Raw genomic sequence first — 22,664 nt, 5'->3', positions numbered from 1 at the left:
TATGGGAGCCGTTTTTTTACTTCGATGCGGCATCCCGCACAATCTTCTCCGTACCTGTCGCCGATATCACGGCATCATTCACGCCGTCTTTCAGCGTAATTCCGCTCACCTGCGCAAAGTTCCACGCTTTCCCGGCAGGATCGAAAGTGACCTGCGTAAACTGACTGTCTCGCAGGAAGCTAATATTGCTCGCCTGGGTATGGCGAAACTTCACGTTGTGGAACGCAATATCCTGATGATAAGCATCGCGCGCATAGGTAATGCCGTACGCTTGCGTCATTTCCTGCGCGGTCATGCCGTCAACCAGAATACTTTTCTTCGCTGCCGTACCGTCCACGGAGACGTTTTCCACGGTCACGTTGCGGAACTGCGCAGGCTCGGCCGCTGGCGTGGTGTCGTTAACATCCGCGCTGTATTTAATAGTGAAAATAAAGGGTTCTTTCGCCAGGTCTTTCATGGCGTTATTACGGAATACCACCTCACGTGCGCCGCCGCCGTAATAAGGGCGACTTTTCATGCGCAGGCCGATATCGGTCAGGTACATCACGTTATCTTCGGCGATAATTTTTTCTATCCACGCGCCGGTATGACTACCGGTTACCACTGCGCCGTGCGCTTTGCGGAAATAGTTGTTAAAGATCCACGCGCCGCTTTGCGCCTTCTGAGCAAAAGTTTCCACGCCTTTCCCGTAGCCCGCGGCGAAATTCATGCCGTCATCGCCGGTATCAAAGAAGTTGTTAAACACCAGGCCATGCTGACTGTTGCCCAGCTCAATGCCGTCGGCGTTATTACCGTCGAAAGTTTTATGGCTAAGCGCATTGAAGGCGAGATTCTCCGACTCCAGCACCATAATGCCGTGGAAGGCCGGATTCAGGATGGTAAGACCTTCCAGATAAAGATTGCGCACGCCGCGCAGCGTCATCAGGCTAGAACGACGGTTTTTATACGCGCTATCGCGGTCCATACCTTCCGCTACCGCCTGCTCGGTCTGATTTTTTGCCAGTACGCCATCTTCCCCGACTTTCTTCGCATTGCTGGCGCGATACTGCGGCAGGGTATTGCCCAGTTCATCCACTATCGATTCCGCCCCGCCCGCCTTCACGCCGCGCGTCCAGCCGTTGCCATCAACGGTACCCTTACCGACCAGACGAATATTCTGGAAGGTTCCCGCATGCGAGCTACCGCGATCGTTCGCTTCCAGTGCGTTAATCAGCGACGGTGGGCGCTTCGGCAACGGATTATCGGTGTAGGGATAGAGGAAATAACCTTTGCTCATCGGGTAGTCTGCCGGATTATCCGAGCCTAGCAGGGTTGCCCCTTCGGCGATTTCCAGCGTCATGTCGCTGTGCAGGAACAGGGCGCCGGTTTTAAAGACGCCATCGCGAATCGTCACCTTACACCCCTGGGGATAAGCAGCAAGCGTGCAGCTGTCGATCGCCTTTTGTAACGCCGTCGTGTTCAGCGTTTTGCCATCGCCTATCGCCCCCACGCTTTTCACATCAATCACGTGCGGTGTTTTGGTCGTACGCAGCGTTATTGGCTGGCTGTCAGCAGACTCTTTTCCATCGGCATAGACGGCGCGAACCGTGAAGCGATACTGCGTATCGGCCTTCAGGCCATCGGCGGTGAAACTGCGCAGATCCACCTTTTGCTGCCAGCCGTCATCCAGCGTTTGGTAAAAATTATCAATGTAGGGTTTAGCCGGCGAGTAAACGTCCTGGTTATCCCGCACGCTGCCCACAAACGTCCCGTCGCGGTAGATATGGTAATCGACCACCTTTTCTGCCTCGGCGAGCGGCTTTTCCCATACCAACACCGCGTGCGTATCATCGGCGGAGAGTACCGGCGACTGGACATTCTGTGGGGCCGCAGATCCCTCGCGCTGTGCCGCAGCGCTATTATCACAGCCGCTGAGCGCACCAGCGAAGACGATCGCCAAGGCTAACGCGATCCGGGAGTGTCTGAAGGTATTGTGCATGTTTAATTATCCTCTCAGTTACCCGCGGCATCAGGCAAAAAATACCGCGGCCATAGGCCGTTCTTTGCTAAAACGGCCCTCCTTTTATCGAATCAAAATAACTTTGCATATAAAATGAAACGCATTTTTATTTATTTTGTTAAGAAATAACTGAGAGTGAGGTCAAAATTCAACCCGTTAAGGCGCGGTGTGATAGCAGAATTGCGAGTGGGGTCACTCAAGATACGCGAATGCGGGGATAGACAGAGCCCGCAGCAGTGCGTGCGGGCTCTGAGGGGTTAACTCTTGCCTGAGGTCCGGCGCTGTAGCTGGTCGCGCAGGTTTGGAGGCGTGCCTTTAATGGTCAGCGTGTCGGTCGCAGGGTCCCAGAAAATACGCTCACCCAGCAGCATGGCGTCGAAGTTAATCGTCAGGCCGCCGCCGCTGCCGGCAAATTTAGTCAGCTGACGCAGCGTGCTGCGATCCGCCGGGAAGCTCTCTTCCAGCTCGTAGCCTTTTTCGGCGGTAAACTCGCTGAAGCTCACTTCACTCACGCCAGACAGCTCTTTAGACAGCGATTCCAGCTCGATTTCTTCCCCAGCCTGCAGTTGTTCGTTGCAGTAGGCGTAAACCTGCTGACGCACGTTCTGACGTTCGTTTTTATCCAGCTCCGCTTCAGCGGCAAAATCGTCCAGCGCCTGCAGCAGGCCACGGTTCTGCACCTTGGCGTTAAGGCCCTCGCTGGCGCCGAGGAAGTCCATAAAGAAGTCGGCAACTTTGCGGCCGACGCGGCCTTTGAGGAAGGTCAGATAGCGGGTTGACTCCGGATTAGTTTCCCACTCGGTTAAATCAATACGCGCCACGATATCCGCGTGGTTAATGTCCAGGTAGTGGGTCGCGCTGATATCCAGCTGTTCGTTAACGCGCATACTGCTCAGGTTATTGAGCACCGCCACCAGCAGGTATTCCACCGCCAGATAACGATAGTGGCAAAACAGCACGATGCCGCCGTCGGCAAACGGATACTTCGCCAGTTCGTCACGCAGACGGCCGGTGGCCGCACGGCTGAACGCCAGGAAGTCTTCCTCGCCCTGACGCTGCAGTTTCAGCGCCTGCGCCAGCTCGCTTTCTTCAGTAAACAGGCCGTAGGCCTTGTTCTTTGCGCTGTACACCCGATGCAACTCTGCCATCATTTCTTCAACCGGCGCGGTTGGCTCCAGCAGCGTGTCGCGCAGCACCACGTCAAGGTTTTGCTCGTCGCGTTTGACGAGCTGATGCAAAGCAATCTGGTCGATATCCAGACTCATGTTAAACTCTCCTTAATGATCGGGTGTATTCAACCACCCCCGATGTCACTGTGCAACACGCAACTTTACCGAGGTCGCGGCAGTATAATGCGCAAAGGATAACGCGTTACGCCGAAAAAAAGCGGAAAAAATGCTGCTGCTACGGTAATATACTGCCCTTTAATGAACAGACAGATTTCGATTTATGCCACAACAATCCCGCTATAGTGATGAACACGTAGAACAGCTGCTGAGCGAGCTGGCTAACGTGCTGGAACAACATAAAGCCCCGACCGACCTTTCGCTGATGGTTCTGGGTAATATGGTGACCAACCTGATTAACAGCAGCGTAGCTCCGGCTCAACGCCAGGCTATCGCACGTTCTTTTGCCCAGGCGCTGCAATCTTCCATTGATAGCGATCCTGCGCACTAAGGGTACAAGCAACAGTTTATGGTGACACATCGTCAGCCCTATCGAGAAAAAGTCTCCCAGATGGTTAGCTGGGGGCACTGGTTCGCCCTGTTCAACATGCTGTTGGCCATGGTGCTCGGTAGCCGCTATCTGTTTGTTGCCGACTGGCCGACAACGCTGGCCGGACGCGTTTTCTCCTACATCAGCCTTGTCGGGCACTTCAGCTTTCTGGTGTTCTCTGCCTACCTGCTGATACTGTTCCCCCTGACCTTTGTCGTCATGTCCCAGCGCCTGATGCGCTTCTTGTCCGCCATTCTGGCGACGGCGGGCATGACGCTGCTGCTTATCGATAGCGAGGTCTTTACCCGCTTCCACCTGCACCTTAATCCGGTGGTGTGGGAGCTGGTGATCAACCCCGATCAAAACGAGACGGCCCGCGACTGGCAGCTCATGTTTATCAGCGTGCCGGTTATCCTGCTCGTAGAAATGCTCTTTGCAACCTGGAGCTGGCAGAAGCTACGCAGCCTGACGCGCCGCCGCCACTATGCGCGCCCGGTGGCATGGTTCTTCTTTGCGTCCTTTATTGCCTCGCACGTGATGTATATCTGGGCGGATGCGAACTTCTATCGCCCGATTACCATGCAGCGCGCTAACCTGCCGCTTTCCTATCCGATGACGGCCCGCCGCTTCCTGGAAAAACACGGTCTGCTCGACGCCCAGGACTACCAGCGCCGTCTGGTTGAACAGGGCGATCCTGAAGCCGTCACCGTACAATATCCGCTTAGCGATCTGCGCTTCCGCGATATGGGTGCCGGGCAGAACGTACTGCTGATTACCGTCGATGGCCTGAACTACTCACGGTTCGAAAAACAGATGCCATCGCTGGCGCATTTTGCCCACGATAACGTCAACTTTACCCAACATATGAGCGCCGGGAATACCGCCGATAACGGTCTCTTCGGACTGTTCTACGGTATTTCACCAACCTACATGGATGGCGTCCTGGCCGCGCGTATTCCCGCGGCGCTGATCAGCGCGCTGAACCAGCAGGGCTACCAGCTGGGGCTGTTCTCTTCCGACGGTTTTGAAAGCCCGATTTATCGTCAGGCGCTGCTGTCCGACTTCTCGCTGCCGCCGGGCAAAGCGCAGAACGATACGCAAACGGCGAACCAGTGGATTAACTGGCTGAAGAACAATGCCCAGGATGAGAACCGCTGGTTCTCGTGGGTATCGTTTAACGGCACCAGCGTCAGTAACGCGCAGGCAACCGATCAGCAGTACGGCCGCGCGGCCGCCCAGGTTGATGAACAAATTAGCCGCGTGCTGGACGCCCTGCGTGACTCAGGCAAGCTGAAGGATACGGTCGTCATTATTACCGCTGGCCACGGCGTCGCGCTGAACGGGCAGAATAATAGCTTCGAGTGGTCACGCGCGCAGCTTCAGGTTCCGCTGGTCATCCACTGGCCGGGCACACCGGCGCAGCGCATTGGTTTGCTGACCAACCATAAAGATATTATGACGACGCTGATGCAGCGCCTGCTGCACGTCAGTACGTCGGCCAACGAATACTCGCAGGGGCAGGACCTGTTCAGCGCAGCTCGCCGTCATAACTGGGTCACCTCAGCGGATAACGACTCGCTGGCCATTACGACCCCGACGATGAGCGTGGTGCTCGATCGTAACGGTCACTATAAAACCTGGACCGCCGAAGGCGAGCGCGTGCGTGACCAGAAAGCGCAGCTCAGCCTGCTGTTACAGGTGTTAACAGAGGAAAAACGCTTTATCGCTAACTGATTGATTAATTATGAATCAATCGGCAAGCCGACGACTTGCAATCAGCGATAAAAGCGGTAGTATGGCCTTCATGCGTCGGCACGTAGCGCAGCCTGGTAGCGCACCGTCATGGGGTGTCGGGGGTCGGAGGTTCAAATCCTCTCGTGCCGACCAAAAAGTCAAAAAAAACCAGCCATCATGGCTGGTTTTTTTATGCCTGATCTTCAGGCTTAACGTGTATGCGTCATTAACCATGCAATCGCAATACAGCCAATTGCAAATATCAATACCAGACACAGCAGCGCTAAAATATAGAGTATTTTTCTGAACATTGTTTTATTGACTAAAAGGGAGAATCTGCGCATTCACCACCTGGTAATCTTTATTTTTATCAATGACGACTCTAATCATCCATTTCCCTTTAACATAATCGCTTTCGCCATAAGGCTGATACTTATGGTTTAATAAATAATCCAGAGCAACGTTAGCACGCATTCCTAATATTGTTTCGGCATCCCCCCGGACTTCACCAATGGCAACTGGCTTAGCTTTTGCAGCAGCCGCCTGATTCTGCGCTTTGGTTTTGTGAATATCACAGCCGTGCCCATCATTCATTTGCGTACAGCCAAATTTATCCAGCTGTTTGCGATATCCCTCGCTGATGGCCTGCGCGGTGAATGTGACGGAGAGAATAAGACCAGCTAAAATTATTTTTTTCATTACCAATGACCTCGGGAACCTGATTGAGCAGCGCCGCCGCCGATATGATTATCACCACCTAAACCATGCGCACTAGTAGAATTAGCCGCATTATTTCCACCGTTGCCCGTACCGTGTTCAACGCCGGAATTCATCCCGCCATGGTCGCCCCCTCTTCTTAACGGCTGATTGAATGCGCCATTGAAGGGTACCGCAACCTGAGCGTCAGGGGGGAGCGAACCCGCCTTCACAATGCCGTTTGGGGTCTGAATTAAAGCCTCAGAATGCAGGCTGGAGACGGCAACGTTGATAGTCCCAGGGTTTATCTGCGGCGTCAGATTTAAATGACCTTTCACGCCATAGTGATTAACTTGTTGAGCATGGAGCAGCGCCTGCTGCATTTGGTAGCCTTTTATTTGTTGTGCGGTCAATTCACTTTCAGTGACGCCGCGCCACACGCTACCATCCGACATTTTTACAGAATAAGAACCATCCTGAGCCTCATTGACGACCTCACTATGACTAAAATCTACCGTCGCAGAAACAGACGCAGAAATAAAAGAGAGAACAACAATTAACTTTTTCACCATTTAACCTTTAACTATGACAACAAACCATATCAAATAAAACGCCTACCCTTTCGGATAGCGATAATGCTTTTTTAAAATTATTAATATTTATCGGTTACTGATTAAAACCAGCTTACCTTTTACTAACAACGTTGGTCAGATATCAATGTAAAAACAATAAATATGGCCAACTCGTTAACAACCCACATACATCAACATCAAACGCATTAATACGTAAAACGAGCATGGCGATTCCGCGCAGATAAATATCGCGCTCATGTTCGGTAATGCAAATGACGTAGGCGCGGCAATGTAGCAATATGTGCTGTGATACACCAATGAAACTTTTTCACGGTGCAACTATCTCTTTTTTTGATCGGGGATATCATCGACTATGATGATTTATGCAGAGGAATTTATTTTATGGATATTTTCTCAGCTCACCGTCAGCGGCATCGACGTGCGCAACAGGTAAGGCCCCTTGCCCGCCAATGAGATAAAAAACCAAGCATAAGGCAGAAATCGATATATAGAACTATTCCTAATGCAAAATTTGGTAAAAGACGATTATCATTCATCCCAGGAATGATATTATCTCCCGGTTGCAAACTGATAAAAAGGATGAACAGTGAAAAACGCACATAAGCTTGCCGCATCATTACTCGCCATCGCCTGCGTCTCCAGCAGCGCGTGGGCTGCTGAACAGCCGCTGGAAAAAATTGCCCCTTACCCGCAGGCTGAGAAAGGCATGAAGCGCCAGGTGATTCAGCTACCGGCGCAGAAAGATGAGTCTGCCTATAAGGTAGAACTGTTGATTGGTAAAACGCTGGAAGTCGACTGCAACCAACATCGCCTGGGCGGCGAACTGGAAAGCAAAACGCTGGAAGGCTGGGGCTACGACTATTACGTAGTTGAAAAAATCAGCGGCCCGGCGTCAACCATGATGGCCTGCCCGAACCAGGAAAAAACCAAGAAATTCATCACCGCTTCGCTAGGCGATGACGCTATGCTGCGCTACAACAGCAAGCTGCCGATCGTGGTCTACGCGCCAGAGAATGTCGAAGTCAAATATCGCATCTGGCAGGCTCAGGAAACGGTGCATAACGCCGAAGTGCGTTAATCTCCCCCTGACGGGCTTGAGGTGACAATAAAAAAACCGGCATTCGCCGGTTTTTTTATCTCTCGTGACCAGAAATTACGCCGCGGGTCATGTTCATACCTTACAGCGCAATATCCGCAATCTCTTTCACCGGTACCGCCTTCGGCGCGGTCTGAACGGCCGGGACAGGATCCGCCTCGCGAACGCCTTCATGACGCAGGCCCAGCACTTCACTGGTATAGGCCAGCGTTTTATCAATCAGATGCGGATTCTCAGTTAACGTTGAGCCATAGGTTGGCACAACCTGGCGAATCTTCGTCTGCCACTCTGCGGTCTGCATTTTATCCTTAAACACTTTTTCCATCAGCTCAAGCATTATCGGCGCAGCGGTCGACGCCCCCGGCGATGCGCCGAGCAGTGCGGCAACGGTCCCTTCATCGTCGCTGACAACTTCAGTCCCCAGACGCAGCACGCCGCCAATCCGCGCGTCACGTTTGATTATCTGCACACGCTGGCCCGCCTGCCACAGGCGCCAGTCCTGTTTTTTCGCCATCGGATAGTAGGCACGCAGCGCCGCATGGCGGTCCTTATCTTTCTGTAGCACCTGGCTGACCAGATATTTAACCAGATCGAAGTTATCCAGCCCGACGTTAAGCATCGGCAGAATGTTGGATTTATTGGTCGAGGCCAGCAGGTCCCACAGCGATCCATTTTTCAGAAAACGCGTTGAGAAGGTCGCGAATGGCCCAAACAACACCACGCGCTTACCATCAATAATACGGGTATCAATGTGCGGCACCGACATTGGCGGCGCACCAACATCAGCCTGACCATAAACTTTCGCCAGGTGATGGTTCACCACGTCCGGGTTTTCGCACACCAGGAACTGGCCGCCAACCGGGAAACCCGCGTACTCTTTGGCCTGTGGAATTTTGGTCTGCTGCAGCAGTTTCAACGCAGCACCGCCCGCACCAATAAAGATAAACTTCGCCTTAATGGTGCGTTTCTCATGGCTATTGTTGGCATCAGATACCGTCACGCTCCAGCTGTTATCGGCGTTACGACGGAAACGACGCACCACGGTGTTCAGCTGTAGGGAAAAGCGATCGCGCTTTTTCAGTGCGTTGATCAGCTGGCGGGTAATTTCGCCATAGTTGACGTCAGTGCCGGCTTCGGTACGAGTCGCCGCAATTTTCTGCTGCGGATCGCGTCCTTCCATCACCAGCGGAGCCCACGCCTTGATCTGCTCGTGGTCTTCGGAATAGCGCATGCCGTTAAACAGCGGGCTCTTCTGCAGCGCGCGATAGCGGGCGCGCAGGAAATTAACGTTGTCATCGCCCCACACAAAGCTCATGTGCGGCACGGTATTAATAAAACTTTTCGGCTGCGTCAGCACGCCTCGCGTCACCTGGTGGGCCCAGAATTGACGCGAGATCTGGAAGGCTTCGTTGATATCAATGGCTTTTTCGATGCTGACGGAGCCGTCCGCTTTTTGTGGGGTATAGTTGAGTTCCATCAGCGCCGAATGCCCGGTTCCGGCGTTGTTCCAGCCGTTTGAGCTCTCTTCCGCCACGCTCTCCATCTGCTCAACCATGGTAATCGACCAGTCTGGCTCCAGTTCCTCCAGCCATGTACCCAGCGTAGCGCTCATAATTCCGCCACCGATCAGCAATACATCTGTCTCATGCACCGCACGAGTCTTCGCCTTATTCGCCACAGAAGTCTTCTCGGTACCCGATTTCTGTGAGTTGGGTACAGCTATGTTTTTTTTCATCGTAGGGGGCCTTACTTGACTTTCGAGTTGTTACACGCAGGTAAAAACATCCGTACAGTTACGTTACCACCAGGGCGAGTAAATTTAAATATTGTTTAAAATTTAAGTTGAGTTTTGAGATCTGTTATTAAAATGTTTAATAAATGTGTACAAAAAATGAGATTTGGTACTAGTAGAATGTGACGGGAAGCGGTATTATTCTCCCCTTTGTGATGGTACGCACGCAAGCTGTGGCTTATAGAAAACCGGCCATCGATAACCTGCGAACACCCTATGTCAAACACCTCATCCCTGAGCGTTCTGCGCTCACCGTCGCTGTTTACGCGCGAAGTGCTCGCTGGCGTCATCACCGCGCTGGCATTAATTCCTGAAGTGATCTCGTTTTCGGTCATTGCCGGCGTTGACCCCAAGGTCAGCCTGATAGCCTCGGTCGTCCTGTGCCTGAGTATGTCGTTTCTCGGCGGCCGCCCGGCGATGGTCACTGCTGCCGCGGGCTCAGTGGCGCTGGTGATCGGCCCGATGGTGCATGCGCACGGCGTGGCGTACATTCTACCGGCGGTGCTGCTGGCTGGCATCATTCAAATTTTATTTGCCCTTTGCGGTATGGCGAAGCTGATGCGTTTTATCCCGCATGCGGTGATGACCGGCTTCGTGAATGCGCTGGGCATTCTGATCTTTTTTGCTCAGGTTCCGCACTTCTGGAGTCGGAATCCGCTTATCGTTGCGCTGTTTGCCGCCACGATGCTTATCGTCCTGTGGCTACCGCGCGTGATGAAAAGCATCCCTTCCCCACTGGTCGCCATCGCGCTGCTGACTCTGTTTACCGTCACCAGCGGGCAAATCCTGCCAACCGTCGGTGATGAAGGCTCAATGAGCGGCGGCCTGCCGGGTCTGACTCAGTGGCAGGTACCGTTGGACCTCAACACCCTGAAAATTATCTGGCCCTGCGCCCTGAGCATCGCTTTCGTCGGGCTGATGGAATCGCTGCTGACCGCTAAACTGGTGGACGATCTCAGCGCGACACCGTCAAACAAAACGCGGGAAAGCGCCGGTCTGGGCATCGCTAATATCCTGGCCGGCTGCTACGGCGGTATTGCCGGCTGCGCCATGATCGGTCAGACCATCGTTAACGTTGAAATGGGGAGAGCCCGCAGCCGAATGTCCACCGTTGCGGCGGCGCTGGTGCTGTTGCTGCTGGTCACCGCGCTCAGCGAAGTGATGGCAAAAATACCGATGTCGGTGCTGGCTGGCATTATGGTGATTGTGGCATTTAAGACGTTCAACTGGCCAAGCCTCCAGCCGGCGTCGCTGAAGCGGACGCCGTGGCCGGAAACGCTGGTGATGCTGGTGACCGTCGCGGCGATGGTCAGTACCGGAAACCTGGCCATTGGCGTGCTGGCCGGTATTATAATGATGGTGCTGGTGCCCGCACGCCTGAAACAGCGGGCGAAGCTTAAAGCAGAAACACCGTCGCCAGCCCCAGAAAAATAAAGAACCCGCCGGTATCGGTGATGGCGGTAATCATCACGCTCGAGCCGACCGCCGGGTCGCGCCCGAGCTTCGCCATGATCATCGGGATCAACACCCCCATGATTGAGGCCACCAGCAGGTTAAGGATCATCGCCAGCGTCATCACGCCGCCGAGCGCCAGATCGTCGTACAACAGCCAGGTGACGGTGCCCATAATGCCGCCCCAGACGATACCGTTAATCAGCGCGACTCCCATTTCACGCAGGATCAGAAACGAAAAGTTCCCCGGCTGAATATGCTGAAGGGCCAATGCACGAACGATCATTGTGATGGTCTGGTTACCGGTATTACCGCCTATCCCAGCAACAATCGGCATCAACGACGCCAGCGCCACCAGCTGAGAAATGGTGTGTTCAAAACCGTCAATCACCCGCGAGGCAATAAACGCCGTACACAGGTTAATCGCCAGCCACGCCCAGCGGGTTTTTACCGCTTTGGTCACTGGCGCAAAGACATCTTCCTCGCTGCTCAGACCGCCCATTCGACGCAGGTCGCTGTCGGTTTCCTCATACACGACGTCAACGATCTCATCGATGGTCAGACGCCCCATCAGCTTGCCATGGGTATCAATGACCGCGGCGCTGATCAGGTTGTCACGTTCGAAGGTACGGGCAACAATTTCCGATTTTTCTTCCGGGTGAAAAGCCACCGGATCGGGCTCCATCACCTCGTGAACGTGTTTATCGGCCGAGTTGAGCAAAATTGTTTTCAGCTCCAGCTCGCCAATCAGGGTCTGATCGCGCTGCACGACGAACAGTTTATCGGTGTTTTCCGGCATTTTGCCCAACCGACGCAGGAAGCGCTGTACCGAGGCCAACGTGACGTCCGGGCGAATAGTGATCACCTCGAACTCCATAATTGACCCCACCTGGTCGTGGGCATAGTTCATTACCTGATGCACACGCGCGCGTTCCGCTGGCGACATCGACGCCAGCAGACGTCCGGTCAGGTCACGCGGCAGGTGCTGCACCAGGTAGATTTGTTCGTCAATATCCAGCGTTTGCAGTGCATCGAGCAACGCCCGGTCGCTCATATCTTCAATGAGGTCGTCCCAGACGTTCTCCGATGCTTCCAGCAGCACTTTCCCGCGGCGGTCATCTTCGACCATATTCCACAGCGCATGGCGTTCTTCGGACGGCAGCGCTTCCAGCGTATCGGCAAGATCCGGCGGCGGCAGATGCGCCACCAGCGCGCCGACTTCCGCCAGGTCGTCAGCCAGCGTGCCTTCATCGTACTGCTCTGCAAGCGTCAGCTTGCCCAGCAGCGCGGAAGTGACGGCTTTATCGGTGGTTAACAGCCAAATCAGGCGCTGACGCTCTTCATCACGCAAACGGGCGCTGTTCTTTTTCAACAGTGGCATGAATAATCCTTATTCGTGGGACATCGCCCGGACGGATCGCCGGGCGAATTAAGCATAGCGCGCAGAGATGTAAAAAAGTTTAAACGGGCCGTTCGGACGCTGAAAAAAGCGGCAGAACGGTTAAAAAAATCAGGCGGTACGAGCCACCGCGTCGCGGGAAGCCCGCTCGCGCTCCTCGCCGACCAGCTCACTGAGCTGACCGTTGCGCATTTCCAGCAACCGGTCGGCGTGAATAAAGTAATGGTCGTCGTGGCTGATGGCGAAAATCGTTTTCCCCATCTGCTGCATTAACGGCAGCAATACCTGATAGAACTCGCGGCGGAAATGCGGATCCTGATCGGCGGCCCATTCATCAAGCATAATGATGTCGCGCTCTTCCGCCAGCGCCAGCAGCAGCGCCACGCGTTTCTTCTGTCCTTTGGACAGCTTCAGGTCAAGAATGCGCCCGCCTTCCAGCGCCACTTTATGTGTCATCTGCAGCTGAGCCAGCCATTTATCGACCAGCGCCGGATCGGCAACCTGGCCTTCCGGCCCCAGCAGTTGATCAAACAGCCAGACGTCGGTGAATACCGCCGAGAACAGCTTCCGGTAGTCTTCCGGTTTATCGGCCGCCAGCGGCTGGCCGTCCAGCAGGATCTGCCCGGACACCGGCTGATAAAGTCCGGTCAACAGCATCGCCAGCGTCGACTTGCCGCTGCCGTTACCACCAATCAAGAACACCAGCTCACCGCGCTTGAGCGTCAGATTCAGCGGACCCACCGCAAACGTGTTGTCTTCATAGTGGAAAGTGACGTCACGCAGTTCTAGCGTCTGCCAGTTCGGGTGGGCCGTGGGCTGCGGGAAGGACTCCCTGAACGGCGCCAGCGCGAACTTATTCAGCTTGTTAAAGGCCACCTGTGCGCTCAGCAGCGTAGGCAACGCCCCCACCGCCGACAACAGCGGCGTGCGCAGGAACAGCAGCGTCAGTGAATAAGTGGCAGCGACGTTGGTATCGGCCCAGCCGAGACTGTTCGCCATCCAGAACACCAGGCCAATGGCGCCCAGCATCATAATGTTCGACCAGTTAACAGCGCTCAGGTGGAACGTGTCGGCGCGCACAATATGATGACGATAGTCCTGAGCATTCGGCGTGAATTTTTTCTCAAACACGTACTCCGCGCGTTCACGATTGAGGGTCAGCTCTTTGCGCCCTTCCAGCACCGTCTGATAATCGTTATACAGCCGGTCTTCGGTTTCGCGCAGCGTCGCCATATGGCGATACACCCGCGCCACCAGCATGAAGCCGCCCCAGATGGTCAGCGCCATCCACAGCGCGGTGATCAGCAGCATTTTCGTCGACAGCATGGCCAGGTAGGCCGCCGAGCCAACGGTCAGGATAATGCCCTGCACCAGCTCCGGCAGGCGCACAAAGGCAATGGTGATGGCACGGATATCGCTGGTCAGGCCTGCCAGCAGCGAGGCGCTGCCGAGCTTCTCTACGCGCTCGACCTGCGTGTCGAGGATCCGTTTGATAAACTCGCGGCGCAGGCGATAGACAAAATGGTGGCCCAGGGTCGTCAGCGCGAGCTGCGAGCCCAGGGTGACCGCCATCAGCAGCAACAGCAGGCCGAGAAATTCTGGCAGTACGGCGAGCGTCGTGTCGACCGTCTCAATCAGACGTACGTTGATGAAGGCGATAAGCCCGATACCGAGTGCGGCGCTCAGCAGGCTCAGGGCGATAACGCCGATAAAGGGCCAGCGATACTGACGCCAGACAAGTAACAGAAGTTCCATAACAGCAACCAGAGCAATCAAAACAGCCTGCAGTGTAAACTGCTGAGCTACCACATCAAGAATAATTCTTATTTTTATTCGTTATCATGCGGCGCGGCGGAAGGTCAGGTTATAGCGCCACGGTCCAACCTGCGGATGACAACCTTCTTTCAGCGGCAGAATCGCGTGATAGAACAGCCGTGATTCACCGCCCCACACCACCACGTCACCGTGCTCGAGCAGCACCCGTCGCAGCGGATCGCTGCGCCGTAAGCCGCCAAACTGAAACACGGCGGGCAGCCCAAGCGAGACCGAGACGATCGGTGCATCCAGGCGCGCTTCGTCTTTATCCTGGTGCAGCGACAATTTGGCCCCCGGCTGATAGCGGTTAATCAGGCAAGCGTCCGGGTCAAAGCCTCGGTAACCGGCGCGTTCCGCCGCCGCCTGTGCAAGCTGGCGAAAGCACGCGGGCATCGCCGGCCAGGATCGGCCGCTGAGCGGATCGACCGACGCATAACAGTAGCCATGGCGATCGGTGCTCCAGCCTAGCGGCCCGCAGTTAGTCATCGCCACCGACATGGTGTAACCGCCCGGCGTCACCATATGGCGAAACGGCGAGACGGCGGCCACCTGTTCAATCGCAGCTAACAATACCGTGCTGTGCTCGCGCGCCAGCCGACGCACAATCATCGCGCCGGGTGCCAGCGGCTCTGACCATGGCGTCTCTTCGGCAAATAAATCTAACATTCCCCCTCCTCAGCTTTTTCCCGCTGCAACAGCCGGGCTTTGCGCGTCGCCCCCCAGCGGTAGCCTGACAGACTGCCGTCGCCGCGAACGACCCGGTGACAGGGCACCAGAATGGCCAGCCGATTGGCCGCACAGGCGCTGGCAACCGCACGCACCGCTTTGGGCCTGCCGATAGCGGCCGCTACCTGCTGGTAGCTTCGGGTTTCACCGGCAGGAATCGCGCGCAGCGCCTGCCAGACCTGCTGCTGAAACGCGGTGCCGCGAATATCCAGCGGCAGGTTGAGCGCCGCAGCATGAGGCTCAAGGCTGGCAATCACGGCACGGGTTTGCTCGCTGACCAGCGCATCGCCCTCCAGCAGCTCGGCGGCAGGAAAACTGTGCTGTAGTTCGGCCAGCAGCCCGGCATCATCATCGCCAAGCAGTACGGCGCACACGCCGCGCTCGCTCAGCGCGACCAGGCAGCGCCCCAGTGAACACTCACCGACGGTATAGTGAATCTGCGCCGCTTTGCCACCCTGACGTCGCGCGCGCGCCGTCATTCCCAGCAGTGCATCGGCATGGCGATAGTAACTGCTGCTTGACGGAAACCCTGCGGCCAGCACCGCCTGCGTGACCGGCTCCCCCTCACGCAGGGCCTCGCGCAGCCGGTTCGCCCGCCAGGCCTGCTGCCAGGCTTTTGGCGTCAGACCGGTTATGGACTTAAATAAGCGATGAAAGTGGTATGGGCTAACCGCCACAGCCTGTGCCAGCGCCTCAAGCGTGACCGGGCTGTCCTGCTCCAGCAGCCGACAGGCGCGGGCCACTTTGGCTATATTTTGCTGTTCAGGAGAAAGGCGGTCGGGCTGGCAGCGTTTGCAGGGGCGGAAGCCGCCCGCCAGCGCGGCGCTGGCGTCGCGATAGAAACGTACGTTCTGGCGCAGCGCATGGCGCGCGCGGCAGGACGGACGGCAAAAGATACCGGTGGTCAGTACGGCAAACACGAACTGACCGTCGGCCTGAACATCGCGATCGAGAACCGCCTGCCAGCGCGCCTCGTCGGTATAGAGAGAATGAATAGTCATTGCGGGCTCCTCCTCTTAGTGTAATCGTCACCGTGCCAGAAAGGAGGCATTAAAAAACCCGCAATCTTGCTTTTTAATTTTTGCCGCTGACCAGGAAAGCGCGGAACTGTGGTGACATCCAGGTGGTGAAACCGTCGCCTTCTTTCATAATCATATACACAGCCAGCCCCTGCTCGCGCACCACCTGCTGGGCCTTTTCGGTACCCAGCACCATCAGGCCAGTATCCCAGCCATCGGCTTCCAGCGCGGTCGGCGCGATCACGGTGACGGACACCAGCTTGTGAGTAATCGGCCGCCCGGTTTGCGGGTCGATTACGTGTGAGATCCGCTGGCCGTCAAGCTCGTAATAGTTGCGGTAGCTTCCGGAGGTGCTGATACCGTGGCCGTTAATATCGACGATCGCCTGGACCGCGTTCTCACGGTCGGTCGGTTTCTGAATAGCCACGCGCCACGGCTGACCGTCGCCGTTCATCCCACGGCTCACCAGCGCCCCACCAACGGAGACCAGATAACGCGAGATGCCTTCTTCCGCCATCAGGCGCGCCAGATGATCGGCGGCGTAACCCTCGCCTACGGTAGAGAGATCGACGTACAGATCCGGGATCGATTTTTGTAAATACTGCCGATCCGCGCGGTTGATCACCGTCAGTTTGTCCAGCCCGGTGCGCGCTTTAGCGGCGTCAATCTGCGTCTGGGTCGGCGTACTCACCGGCTGTTTATCCGGACCAAAGCCCCAGAGGTTGACCAGCGGGCCAACGGTGATATCCATTGCGCCAGCGGTTTTACGCCCGATACGCAGTGATTCCGTCACGATATCGGCCATGGCTTCGCTCACCGGCCACGGCGTCGTGCTCTGCGAGTGGTTGAAGCGCATCAGCGCCGAGTCGTTCTTCCAGGTCGACAACAGACGGTCATCGCCGTCCAGCTGCGTCTGCACCTTGTTGCGCAGCGCTTCGGCCCGGTCTTTATCAATCCCCACCACGCTCACCCGCCAGAAGGTGCCCATGGTTTTCCCTTCCAGTACGGTCGCCGTCACTTTTGGCGCAGCCGGCTCGCTGGCGTTATCGCAGCCCGTCAGTACTATTGCGACGCTCAATAGCGCCATGCGTAAAAAAGTCATTTCCATCCGTTATTACCCTCCTGCAATCGGCGCAAGAGTACACTAATTTGTGGTGTTCAGGCATAAAAAAAGGGGCCAAAGGCCCCTTATGCAACGGTGTTATCAGTATTAGAACTGGTAAACCATACCCAGTGCAACAACGTTGTCGGTAGAGATACCGGCTGACTGAGTGAAGTCGTTTTTGTCCAGCAGGTTGATTTTGTAGTCAACGTAGGTGGACATGTTTTTGTTGAAGTAGTAAGTCGCGCCCAGGTCGATGTATTTCAGCAGATCCTGGTCACCGTAGTTCACTACGCCGTTATTGATGTTTTTACCTTTAGACTGCAGGTAAGCAATGGACGGACGCAGACCGAAGTCGAACTGGTACTGTGCAACCACTTCAAAGTTCTGTGCTTTGTCAGCAAAACCGTAAACGCCAGCGTTCGGGGAACCACCGAAACGAGTTGCGTTGTAGGTCTGGGTGTACTACGTTGCCAGATAGACGTTGTTCGCGTCATATTTCAGGCCAGCAGAGTAGGTTTCAGCGCGATCGCCGCTACCGTAGATTTTGCTGGTGCTAGTCACGTTACCAGCAGCATCGGTGGTGTTGAAGGTGCTGGTGTTCTGCTCAGTAGTACGTTTGGAGGAGGAGATTGCACCACCAACGCTGAAGCCTGCACCGATATCATAAGTGATAGAACCGCCGAAACCGTCGCCGTTCTGTTTCAGAGCCTGACGACCGTTAGCCGTTGCGCCTTCACCTGATACGCTGCCGTTTTTACCCTGATACTGCAGAGCAAAGTTCAGACCGTCAACCAGACCGAAGAAGTCGGTGTTACGGTAGGTTGCAACGCCGTTCGCACGGAATTGCATGAAGTTGTCAGAACCGTAGGTGTCGCCGCCGAATTCCGGCAGAACGTCGGTCCAGGAGGTCACGTCGTAAACAACGCCGTAGTTACGACCGTAGTCGAAAGAACCAGCGTCAGCAACACGGATACCCGCGAAGCCTACACGGGTCCTGGCCTGGTCAGAAGAACCTTCAGTGTTGTTCGCCTGAACGTTGTATTCCCACTGGCCGTAACCGGTCAGCTGGTCGTTAACCTGAGTTTCGCCTTTGAAGCCCAGACGAACGTAGGATTGGTCGCCGTCAGAACCGTTGTCGCTGGAGAAGTAGTGCAGGCCATCGACTTTACCGTACAGATCTAATTTGTTGCCATCTTTGTTATAAATTTCAGCCGCATTTGCTGCGCCCGCTACCAGCAGAGCCGGTACCAGGAGGGACAGTACTTTAACTTTCATGTTATTAACCCTCTGTTATATATATATGCCTTTATATATGCCACTGCTTACTGATTAACCCTCATTAATCAGTCGGCAGACCCATTGTGCTGTAAAAACAGGAATAATCCAATAAGAATATGATACGAAAACCCTTGAAATGTTTCATTTATCCATATAGATGTTTCAAAATGTAAAACTTACGGAACTTTTACAAGCACAAAAAGCCAGGAAAAATAGCACTAAAAATCAAAAAGCAAACAGAAATATACATTAAATCAATGAGTTGAAAATCATCAAAGTTATAGCACTGAATGGTAAAACAAAACCTTCACCCACAACTAAAATAGTCAGCGCTATCATCATTAACTTTATTTATTACCGTCATTCAGTTCTGAATGTCTGTTTACCCCTATTTCAACCGGATGCTTCGCATCCGGTTTTTTTTACCCTTCTTTACACAAACTGAATCAAACTGTGCTACCTCGCCTAAATTGTAACGACTATTAACTAATCGATTCGCATCAAAAAAAACAATATCGCCTACCGATGAAAATTAATATCTTGTTAATTAGTGCTATTTTTCTTAATGTTTGGTAAATAATTGTACAATAACGGCCTGTTTGTACACATTCCGCACAATATTGAATTTTCCCATCGGCGGAATAATACCGTTGATATTTTTCTGGCTCAGCGCCAGGCCCCTCTCCCCACGACGATTTTGCCGCGTTGATGCATCCAGGCAGATTTTTTGTATATACTGCCAGCAGAACAAAGCAGGGTTTACACGCCTCAATGCGCTATAAGCTTGAGCATATCCTCATTCAGATGCCGTTATGATGGGTTACACACGCCAATGAGTCAGTCCGACAAGATGAGCCCGACGAAATTTTCCCTGCTCCCAGGGAGCATCACCCGTTTCTTCCTTCTTATGATCATTGTCCTGCTGGTGACGATGGGCGTGATGATTCAAAGCGCGGTCAACGCGTGGCTAAAAGATAAGAGCTATCAGATTGTTGATATGACGCATGCGGTCCATAAACGAATTGAGACCTGGCGCTACACGACCTGGCAAATCTACGACAATATCGCCGCCGCCAGCACCAGCGCCACGCCGGCCGAAGGTTTACAGGAGACCCGCCTCAAGCAGGACGTCTATTACCTTGAGAAGCCAAGACGTAAAACCGAGGCGCTGATTTTCGGCTCTCATGACAGCGCAACGCTCGATATCACCCAGCGCATGTCAACCTATCTGGATACCCTATGGGGCGCGGAAAACGTACCGTGGTCCATGTACTACCTTAACGGCCAGGACAACAGCCTGATCCTGATTTCAACGCTGCCACTCAAAGATCTCTCCTCCGGTTTTAAGGAGTCGACCGTCGGCAGTATCGTCGATTCACGACGCGCCGAGATGCTCCAGCAGGCCAACACGCTGGACGAACGAGAGACTTTCTCAACCCTGCGCCGACTGGCATGGCAGAACGGCCGCTACTTCACCCTGCGCACCACCTTTAACCAGCCGGGGCATCTGGCGACCGTCGTCGCCTTCGACCTGCCGATTAACGACCTGGTGCCGCCAACCATGTCGCTGGACAGCTTCCGCCTGGAGCCGGACCCGGCACAGAACGCCCAGCGCAGCCAGGATAAAGATCCCAGCGACAGCGTGGCCATCAACTTTAATAGCTCGCGCATTGAGATCACCTCAGCGCTGAACTCCACCGGCATGCGCCTGGTGTGGCAGGTGCCGTTCGGCACGCTGCTGCTGGACACCTTCCAGAACATCATGCTGCCGCTGCTGCTGAATATCGGCCTGCTGGCGCTGGCGTTGTTTGGCTACTCCACCTTCCGTAACCTGCCGACGCGCGGCAGCGCCAGCAGCATGCCCTCCAGCGGCACCAACAACGAATTACGGGTGCTCAGGGCCATTAATGAAGAGATTGTTTCACTATTACCGCTGGGGCTGCTGGTGCACGACCAGGAGTCTAACCGTACAATAATCAGCAATAAAATTGCCGACCACCTGCTGCCGCACCTCAACTTGCAGAACATCACCAGCATGGCGGACCAGCATCAAGGCGTCATTCAGGCCACCATCAACAACGAACTGTATGAAATTCGCCAGTTCCGCAGCCAGGTTTCGCCGCGCACGCAGATATTCATCATTCGCGACCAGGATCGTGAAATTCTGGTGAATAAAAAACTCAAGCAGGCGCAGCGCCTGTACGAGAAAAACCAGCAGGGCCGCGCGGCATTTATGCAGAACATCAGCGATACGCTGAAGCAGCCGATTAAGGCGCTGGCCAATGAAGCCAGCCGCATCGACACGCCGGACAGCCAGAAGCTGGCCAACCATGCCGATCTTCTGGTGCGCCTGGTGGATGAAATCCAGCTGGCGAACATGCTGGAAAACGACAGCTGGAAAGGCACCTCCTCGCAGTTCTCACTGCAAGAGCTGATTGATGAAGTGGTGCCGGAAGTGCTGCCCTCGATCAAACGCAAAGGGCTACAGCTGCTTATCAACAACCAGGTCCCGGCCAAAGAACAGCGCCACGGCGACCGCGACGCGCTGCGCCGCATCCTTCTGCTGCTGATTCAGTATGCCGTCACCACTACGCAAATCGGCAAAATTACCCTTGAAGTGAGCGCCGATGAGTCGGCGGAAGAGCGTTTAACCTTCCGCATCCTCGACACCGGTAACGGCGTGTCGCACGGCGAAATAGACAACCTGCATTTCCCGTATCTCAACGACACGCAGTCGGACCGCTACGGGAAGGCTAACGCCCTCACCTTCTGGCTGTGCGATCAGCTGGCACGCAAGCTGGGCGGGCACTTAAACATTAAAGCGCGGGAATCGCTGGGCACCCGCTACACGCTGCACGTGAAAATGGCGGTACGCGAAGAAGATGCCGAGTCAGAAGAGCAGCTGCTCGACGACGTTGTGGCGATGATTGATATCACCTCCAATGAAATCCGCAACATCGTGACTCGCCAGCTGGAAAGCTGGGGGGCAACCTGCATCAGCCCCGACGAGCGTGCAACAAGTCAAGAATTTGATCTGTTTTTAACGGATAATCCGTCTAATCTTACTGCTTCCGGCTTGCTTTTAAGCGATGATGAAGCCGGAGTTCGTAAAATTGGCCCCGGCCAGCTGCGCGTTAACTTTAATATGAGTAACGCCATGCAGGATGCCGTGCTCCAGCTGATTGAAGAACAGCTGGCGCAGGAAGAAGTCACGGAGTCGCCGTTGGGGGGCGATGAAAACGCTGAGCTTCACGCCAGCGGTTATTATGCGCTGTTTGTTGATACGGTACCGGAAGATGTTAGCAGGCTGTATACTGAATCTGCGGCAAAGGACTTTGCTGCACTGGCACAGACAGCTCACCGCCTTAAGGGTGTGTTTGCCATGCTAAATCTGGTACCTGGCAAGCAGTTATGTGAAACGCTTGAACATCTTATTCGAGAGAAAGATGCATCCAGCATAGAAAAATACATCAGCGACATTGACGCCTACGTCAAGAGCTTGCTGTAGCAAGGTAGCCTTTACATGAACAATATGAACGTAATTATTGCCGATGACCATCCGATTGTGCTGTTCGGGATTCGTAAATCTCTGGAACAGATTGAATGGGTAAATGTTGTCGGTGAATTTGAAGACTCCACCGCGCTAATTAACAATTTACCCAAACTTGATGCCCACGTACTGATTACCGATCTCTCCATGCCTGGAGACAAGTACGGCGATGGTATTACGTTAATTAAGTATATTAAGCGCCATTTCCCAGGGCTGGCGATTATCGTACTGACCATGAATAACAACCCGGCGATTCTCAGCGCCGTGCTGGATCTCGATATCGAAGGGATCGTGCTGAAACAGGGCGCGCCGACCGATCTGCCTAAGGCGCTGGCTGCGCTGCAGAAAGGCAAAAAATTCACCCCGGAAAGCGTCTCTCGCCTGCTGGAGAAAATCAGCGCCGGCGGCTACGGTGACAAACGTCTGTCGCCAAAAGAGAGCGAAGTACTGCGCCTGTTCGCTGAAGGTTTCCTGGTGACCGAGATTGCCAAGAAGCTGAACCGCAGCATCAAAACCATCAGCAGCCAGAAAAAATCGGCGATGATGAAACTGGGCGTGGAAAACGACATCGCGCTGCTGAACTACCTCTCCTCCGTGACGCTGTCGCCGTCAGACAAAGACTAAGCATTGCTGCACATCGGGCCTGCATTCCGTAGGCCCGATAAGCGCAGCGCCATCGGGCAAACCTGCACCC

The 22,664-nt window shown here is 54.6% G+C and carries 16 protein-coding genes, 1 tRNA gene and 1 pseudogene; 7 read left to right on the top strand and 11 right to left on the bottom strand.

Annotation, left to right across the window (positions count from 1 at the left end):
* Positions 1 to 16: 16 nt before the first annotated feature.
* Together H7R56_RS08170 and yejK are read right to left on the bottom strand one after the other, a co-directional pair.
* Positions 17 to 1,978: a glycosyl hydrolase family 28 protein gene (locus H7R56_RS08170; RefSeq protein WP_106924371.1), complete on the bottom strand. Its 1,962-nt coding sequence runs from the start codon at positions 1,976 to 1,978 to the stop codon at positions 17 to 19.
* Positions 1,979 to 2,256: 278 nt separating this feature from the next.
* Complete coding sequence (gene yejK, locus H7R56_RS08165; RefSeq protein WP_106924370.1) at positions 2,257 to 3,264, bottom strand: nucleoid-associated protein YejK; 1,008 nt, start codon at positions 3,262 to 3,264, stop codon at positions 2,257 to 2,259.
* Positions 3,265 to 3,448: 184 nt separating this feature from the next.
* Here yejK and H7R56_RS08160 point away from each other — a divergent pair, with 184 nt between their 5' ends.
* From H7R56_RS08160 to H7R56_RS08150, 3 genes are all read left to right on the top strand, one after another.
* The gene (locus tag H7R56_RS08160) at positions 3,449 to 3,676 is read left to right on the top strand and encodes a YejL family protein (protein ID WP_106924369.1); all 228 of its coding nucleotides are present in this window, start codon (positions 3,449 to 3,451) and stop codon (positions 3,674 to 3,676) included.
* A gap of 18 nt (positions 3,677 to 3,694) precedes the next feature.
* A complete protein-coding gene (yejM, locus tag H7R56_RS08155) occupies positions 3,695 to 5,449 on the top strand; it encodes an LPS biosynthesis-modulating metalloenzyme YejM (RefSeq protein WP_106924368.1) in 1,755 nt (584 codons plus the stop codon).
* A gap of 76 nt (positions 5,450 to 5,525) precedes the next feature.
* Positions 5,526 to 5,602 (top strand) — tRNA-Pro (locus H7R56_RS08150).
* Between the two features lie 162 nt (positions 5,603 to 5,764).
* Here H7R56_RS08150 and H7R56_RS08145 read toward each other — a convergent pair.
* Together H7R56_RS08145 and H7R56_RS08140 are read right to left on the bottom strand one after the other, a co-directional pair.
* On the bottom strand, positions 5,765 to 6,148 hold the full coding sequence (locus tag H7R56_RS08145; RefSeq protein WP_106924367.1) for a hypothetical protein: 384 nt from the start codon (positions 6,146 to 6,148) through the stop codon (positions 5,765 to 5,767).
* Positions 6,148 to 6,717 carry a hypothetical protein gene (locus H7R56_RS08140; RefSeq protein ID WP_106924366.1) on the bottom strand — a complete coding sequence of 190 codons (570 nt, stop codon included), beginning with the start codon at positions 6,715 to 6,717 and terminating at the stop codon, positions 6,148 to 6,150. The genes H7R56_RS08145 and H7R56_RS08140 overlap by 1 nt, the downstream gene beginning before the upstream one ends.
* 607 nt (positions 6,718 to 7,324) lie before the next feature.
* On the opposite strand from H7R56_RS08140, the gene eco reads away from it, so the two are divergent.
* The gene (gene eco / locus H7R56_RS08135; protein WP_182928574.1) at positions 7,325 to 7,816 is read left to right on the top strand and encodes a serine protease inhibitor ecotin; all 492 of its coding nucleotides are present in this window, start codon (positions 7,325 to 7,327) and stop codon (positions 7,814 to 7,816) included.
* Between the two features lie 100 nt (positions 7,817 to 7,916).
* Here eco and mqo read toward each other — a convergent pair whose 3' ends face one another.
* Positions 7,917 to 9,569, bottom strand: a complete 1,653-nt coding sequence (gene mqo / locus H7R56_RS08130) for a malate dehydrogenase (quinone) (protein WP_106924364.1) — start codon at positions 9,567 to 9,569, stop codon at positions 7,917 to 7,919.
* A gap of 330 nt (positions 9,570 to 9,899) precedes the next feature.
* On the opposite strand from mqo, the gene H7R56_RS08125 reads away from it, so the two are divergent.
* Positions 9,900 to 11,060 (top strand): SulP family inorganic anion transporter, encoded by a 1,161-nt coding sequence (locus H7R56_RS08125; RefSeq protein WP_182928681.1) that lies wholly within the window; start codon positions 9,900 to 9,902, stop codon positions 11,058 to 11,060.
* On the opposite strand, the gene mgtE is transcribed toward H7R56_RS08125, so the two are convergent.
* The 6 genes and pseudogenes from mgtE to H7R56_RS08095 all read right to left on the bottom strand — a co-directional run bounded on the left by mgtE (position 11,023) and on the right by H7R56_RS08095 (position 18,417).
* Positions 11,023 to 12,459, bottom strand: a complete 1,437-nt coding sequence (gene mgtE / locus H7R56_RS08120) for a magnesium transporter (RefSeq protein ID WP_106924362.1) — start codon at positions 12,457 to 12,459, stop codon at positions 11,023 to 11,025. The genes H7R56_RS08125 and mgtE overlap by 38 nt on opposite strands.
* Before the next feature lie 129 nt (positions 12,460 to 12,588).
* Complete coding sequence (locus tag H7R56_RS08115; protein WP_106924361.1) at positions 12,589 to 14,232, bottom strand: multidrug ABC transporter permease/ATP-binding protein; 1,644 nt, start codon at positions 14,230 to 14,232, stop codon at positions 12,589 to 12,591.
* A gap of 84 nt (positions 14,233 to 14,316) precedes the next feature.
* Positions 14,317 to 14,958 carry a DNA oxidative demethylase AlkB gene (alkB, locus tag H7R56_RS08110; protein WP_106924360.1) on the bottom strand — a complete coding sequence of 214 codons (642 nt, stop codon included), beginning with the start codon at positions 14,956 to 14,958 and terminating at the stop codon, positions 14,317 to 14,319.
* The gene (gene ada / locus H7R56_RS08105) at positions 14,952 to 16,019 is read right to left on the bottom strand and encodes a bifunctional DNA-binding transcriptional regulator/O6-methylguanine-DNA methyltransferase Ada (protein WP_106924359.1); all 1,068 of its coding nucleotides are present in this window, start codon (positions 16,017 to 16,019) and stop codon (positions 14,952 to 14,954) included. The genes alkB and ada overlap by 7 nt, the downstream gene beginning before the upstream one ends.
* 73 nt (positions 16,020 to 16,092) lie before the next feature.
* The gene (gene apbE, locus H7R56_RS08100; protein WP_106924358.1) at positions 16,093 to 17,145 is read right to left on the bottom strand and encodes an FAD:protein FMN transferase ApbE; all 1,053 of its coding nucleotides are present in this window, start codon (positions 17,143 to 17,145) and stop codon (positions 16,093 to 16,095) included.
* Positions 17,146 to 17,247: 102 nt separating this feature from the next.
* A pseudogene (locus tag H7R56_RS08095) lies at positions 17,248 to 18,417 on the bottom strand (porin OmpC).
* 835 nt (positions 18,418 to 19,252) lie between these two features.
* Between H7R56_RS08095 and rcsD the strand changes: the two are divergent.
* Positions 19,253 to 21,928 (top strand): phosphotransferase RcsD, encoded by a 2,676-nt coding sequence (gene rcsD, locus H7R56_RS08090; RefSeq protein WP_106924354.1) that lies wholly within the window; start codon positions 19,253 to 19,255, stop codon positions 21,926 to 21,928.
* A gap of 15 nt (positions 21,929 to 21,943) precedes the next feature.
* Positions 21,944 to 22,594 carry a response regulator transcription factor RcsB gene (gene rcsB, locus H7R56_RS08085; RefSeq protein ID WP_064544005.1) on the top strand — a complete coding sequence of 217 codons (651 nt, stop codon included), beginning with the start codon at positions 21,944 to 21,946 and terminating at the stop codon, positions 22,592 to 22,594.
* Positions 22,595 to 22,664: the final 70 nt, after the last annotated feature.

The sequence above is a fragment of the Klebsiella sp. WP3-W18-ESBL-02 genome (assembly GCF_014168815.1).
Lineage (GTDB): Bacteria > Pseudomonadota > Gammaproteobacteria > Enterobacterales > Enterobacteriaceae > Kluyvera > Kluyvera ascorbata_B.
Note: the sequence above shows the minus strand (reverse complement) of the source record. Positions and strands in the feature narration are given on the sequence as shown.

Bases quoted from the DNA above. Each gene is read 5' to 3' on its own strand.
- H7R56_RS08170 (WP_106924371.1), bottom strand. From the start codon at position 1,978: ATGCACAATACCTTCAGACACTCCCGGATCGCGTTAGCCTTGGCGATC.
- yejK (WP_106924370.1), bottom strand. From the start codon at position 3,264: ATGAGTCTGGATATCGACCAGATTGCTTTGCATCAGCTCGTCAAACGC.
- H7R56_RS08160 (WP_106924369.1), top strand. From the start codon at position 3,449: ATGCCACAACAATCCCGCTATAGTGATGAACACGTAGAACAGCTGCTG.
- yejM (WP_106924368.1), top strand. From the start codon at position 3,695: ATGGTGACACATCGTCAGCCCTATCGAGAAAAAGTCTCCCAGATGGTT.
- H7R56_RS08145 (WP_106924367.1), bottom strand. From the start codon at position 6,148: ATGAAAAAAATAATTTTAGCTGGTCTTATTCTCTCCGTCACATTCACC.
- H7R56_RS08140 (WP_106924366.1), bottom strand. From the start codon at position 6,717: ATGGTGAAAAAGTTAATTGTTGTTCTCTCTTTTATTTCTGCGTCTGTT.
- mqo (WP_106924364.1), bottom strand. From the start codon at position 9,569: ATGAAAAAAAACATAGCTGTACCCAACTCACAGAAATCGGGTACCGAG.
- mgtE (WP_106924362.1), bottom strand. From the start codon at position 12,459: ATGCCACTGTTGAAAAAGAACAGCGCCCGTTTGCGTGATGAAGAGCGT.
- H7R56_RS08115 (WP_106924361.1), bottom strand. From the start codon at position 14,232: ATGGAACTTCTGTTACTTGTCTGGCGTCAGTATCGCTGGCCCTTTATC.
- alkB (WP_106924360.1), bottom strand. From the start codon at position 14,958: ATGTTAGATTTATTTGCCGAAGAGACGCCATGGTCAGAGCCGCTGGCA.
- ada (WP_106924359.1), bottom strand. From the start codon at position 16,019: ATGACTATTCATTCTCTCTATACCGACGAGGCGCGCTGGCAGGCGGTT.
- apbE (WP_106924358.1), bottom strand. From the start codon at position 17,145: ATGGAAATGACTTTTTTACGCATGGCGCTATTGAGCGTCGCAATAGTA.
- rcsD (WP_106924354.1), top strand. From the start codon at position 19,253: ATGAGTCAGTCCGACAAGATGAGCCCGACGAAATTTTCCCTGCTCCCA.
- rcsB (WP_064544005.1), top strand. From the start codon at position 21,944: ATGAACAATATGAACGTAATTATTGCCGATGACCATCCGATTGTGCTG.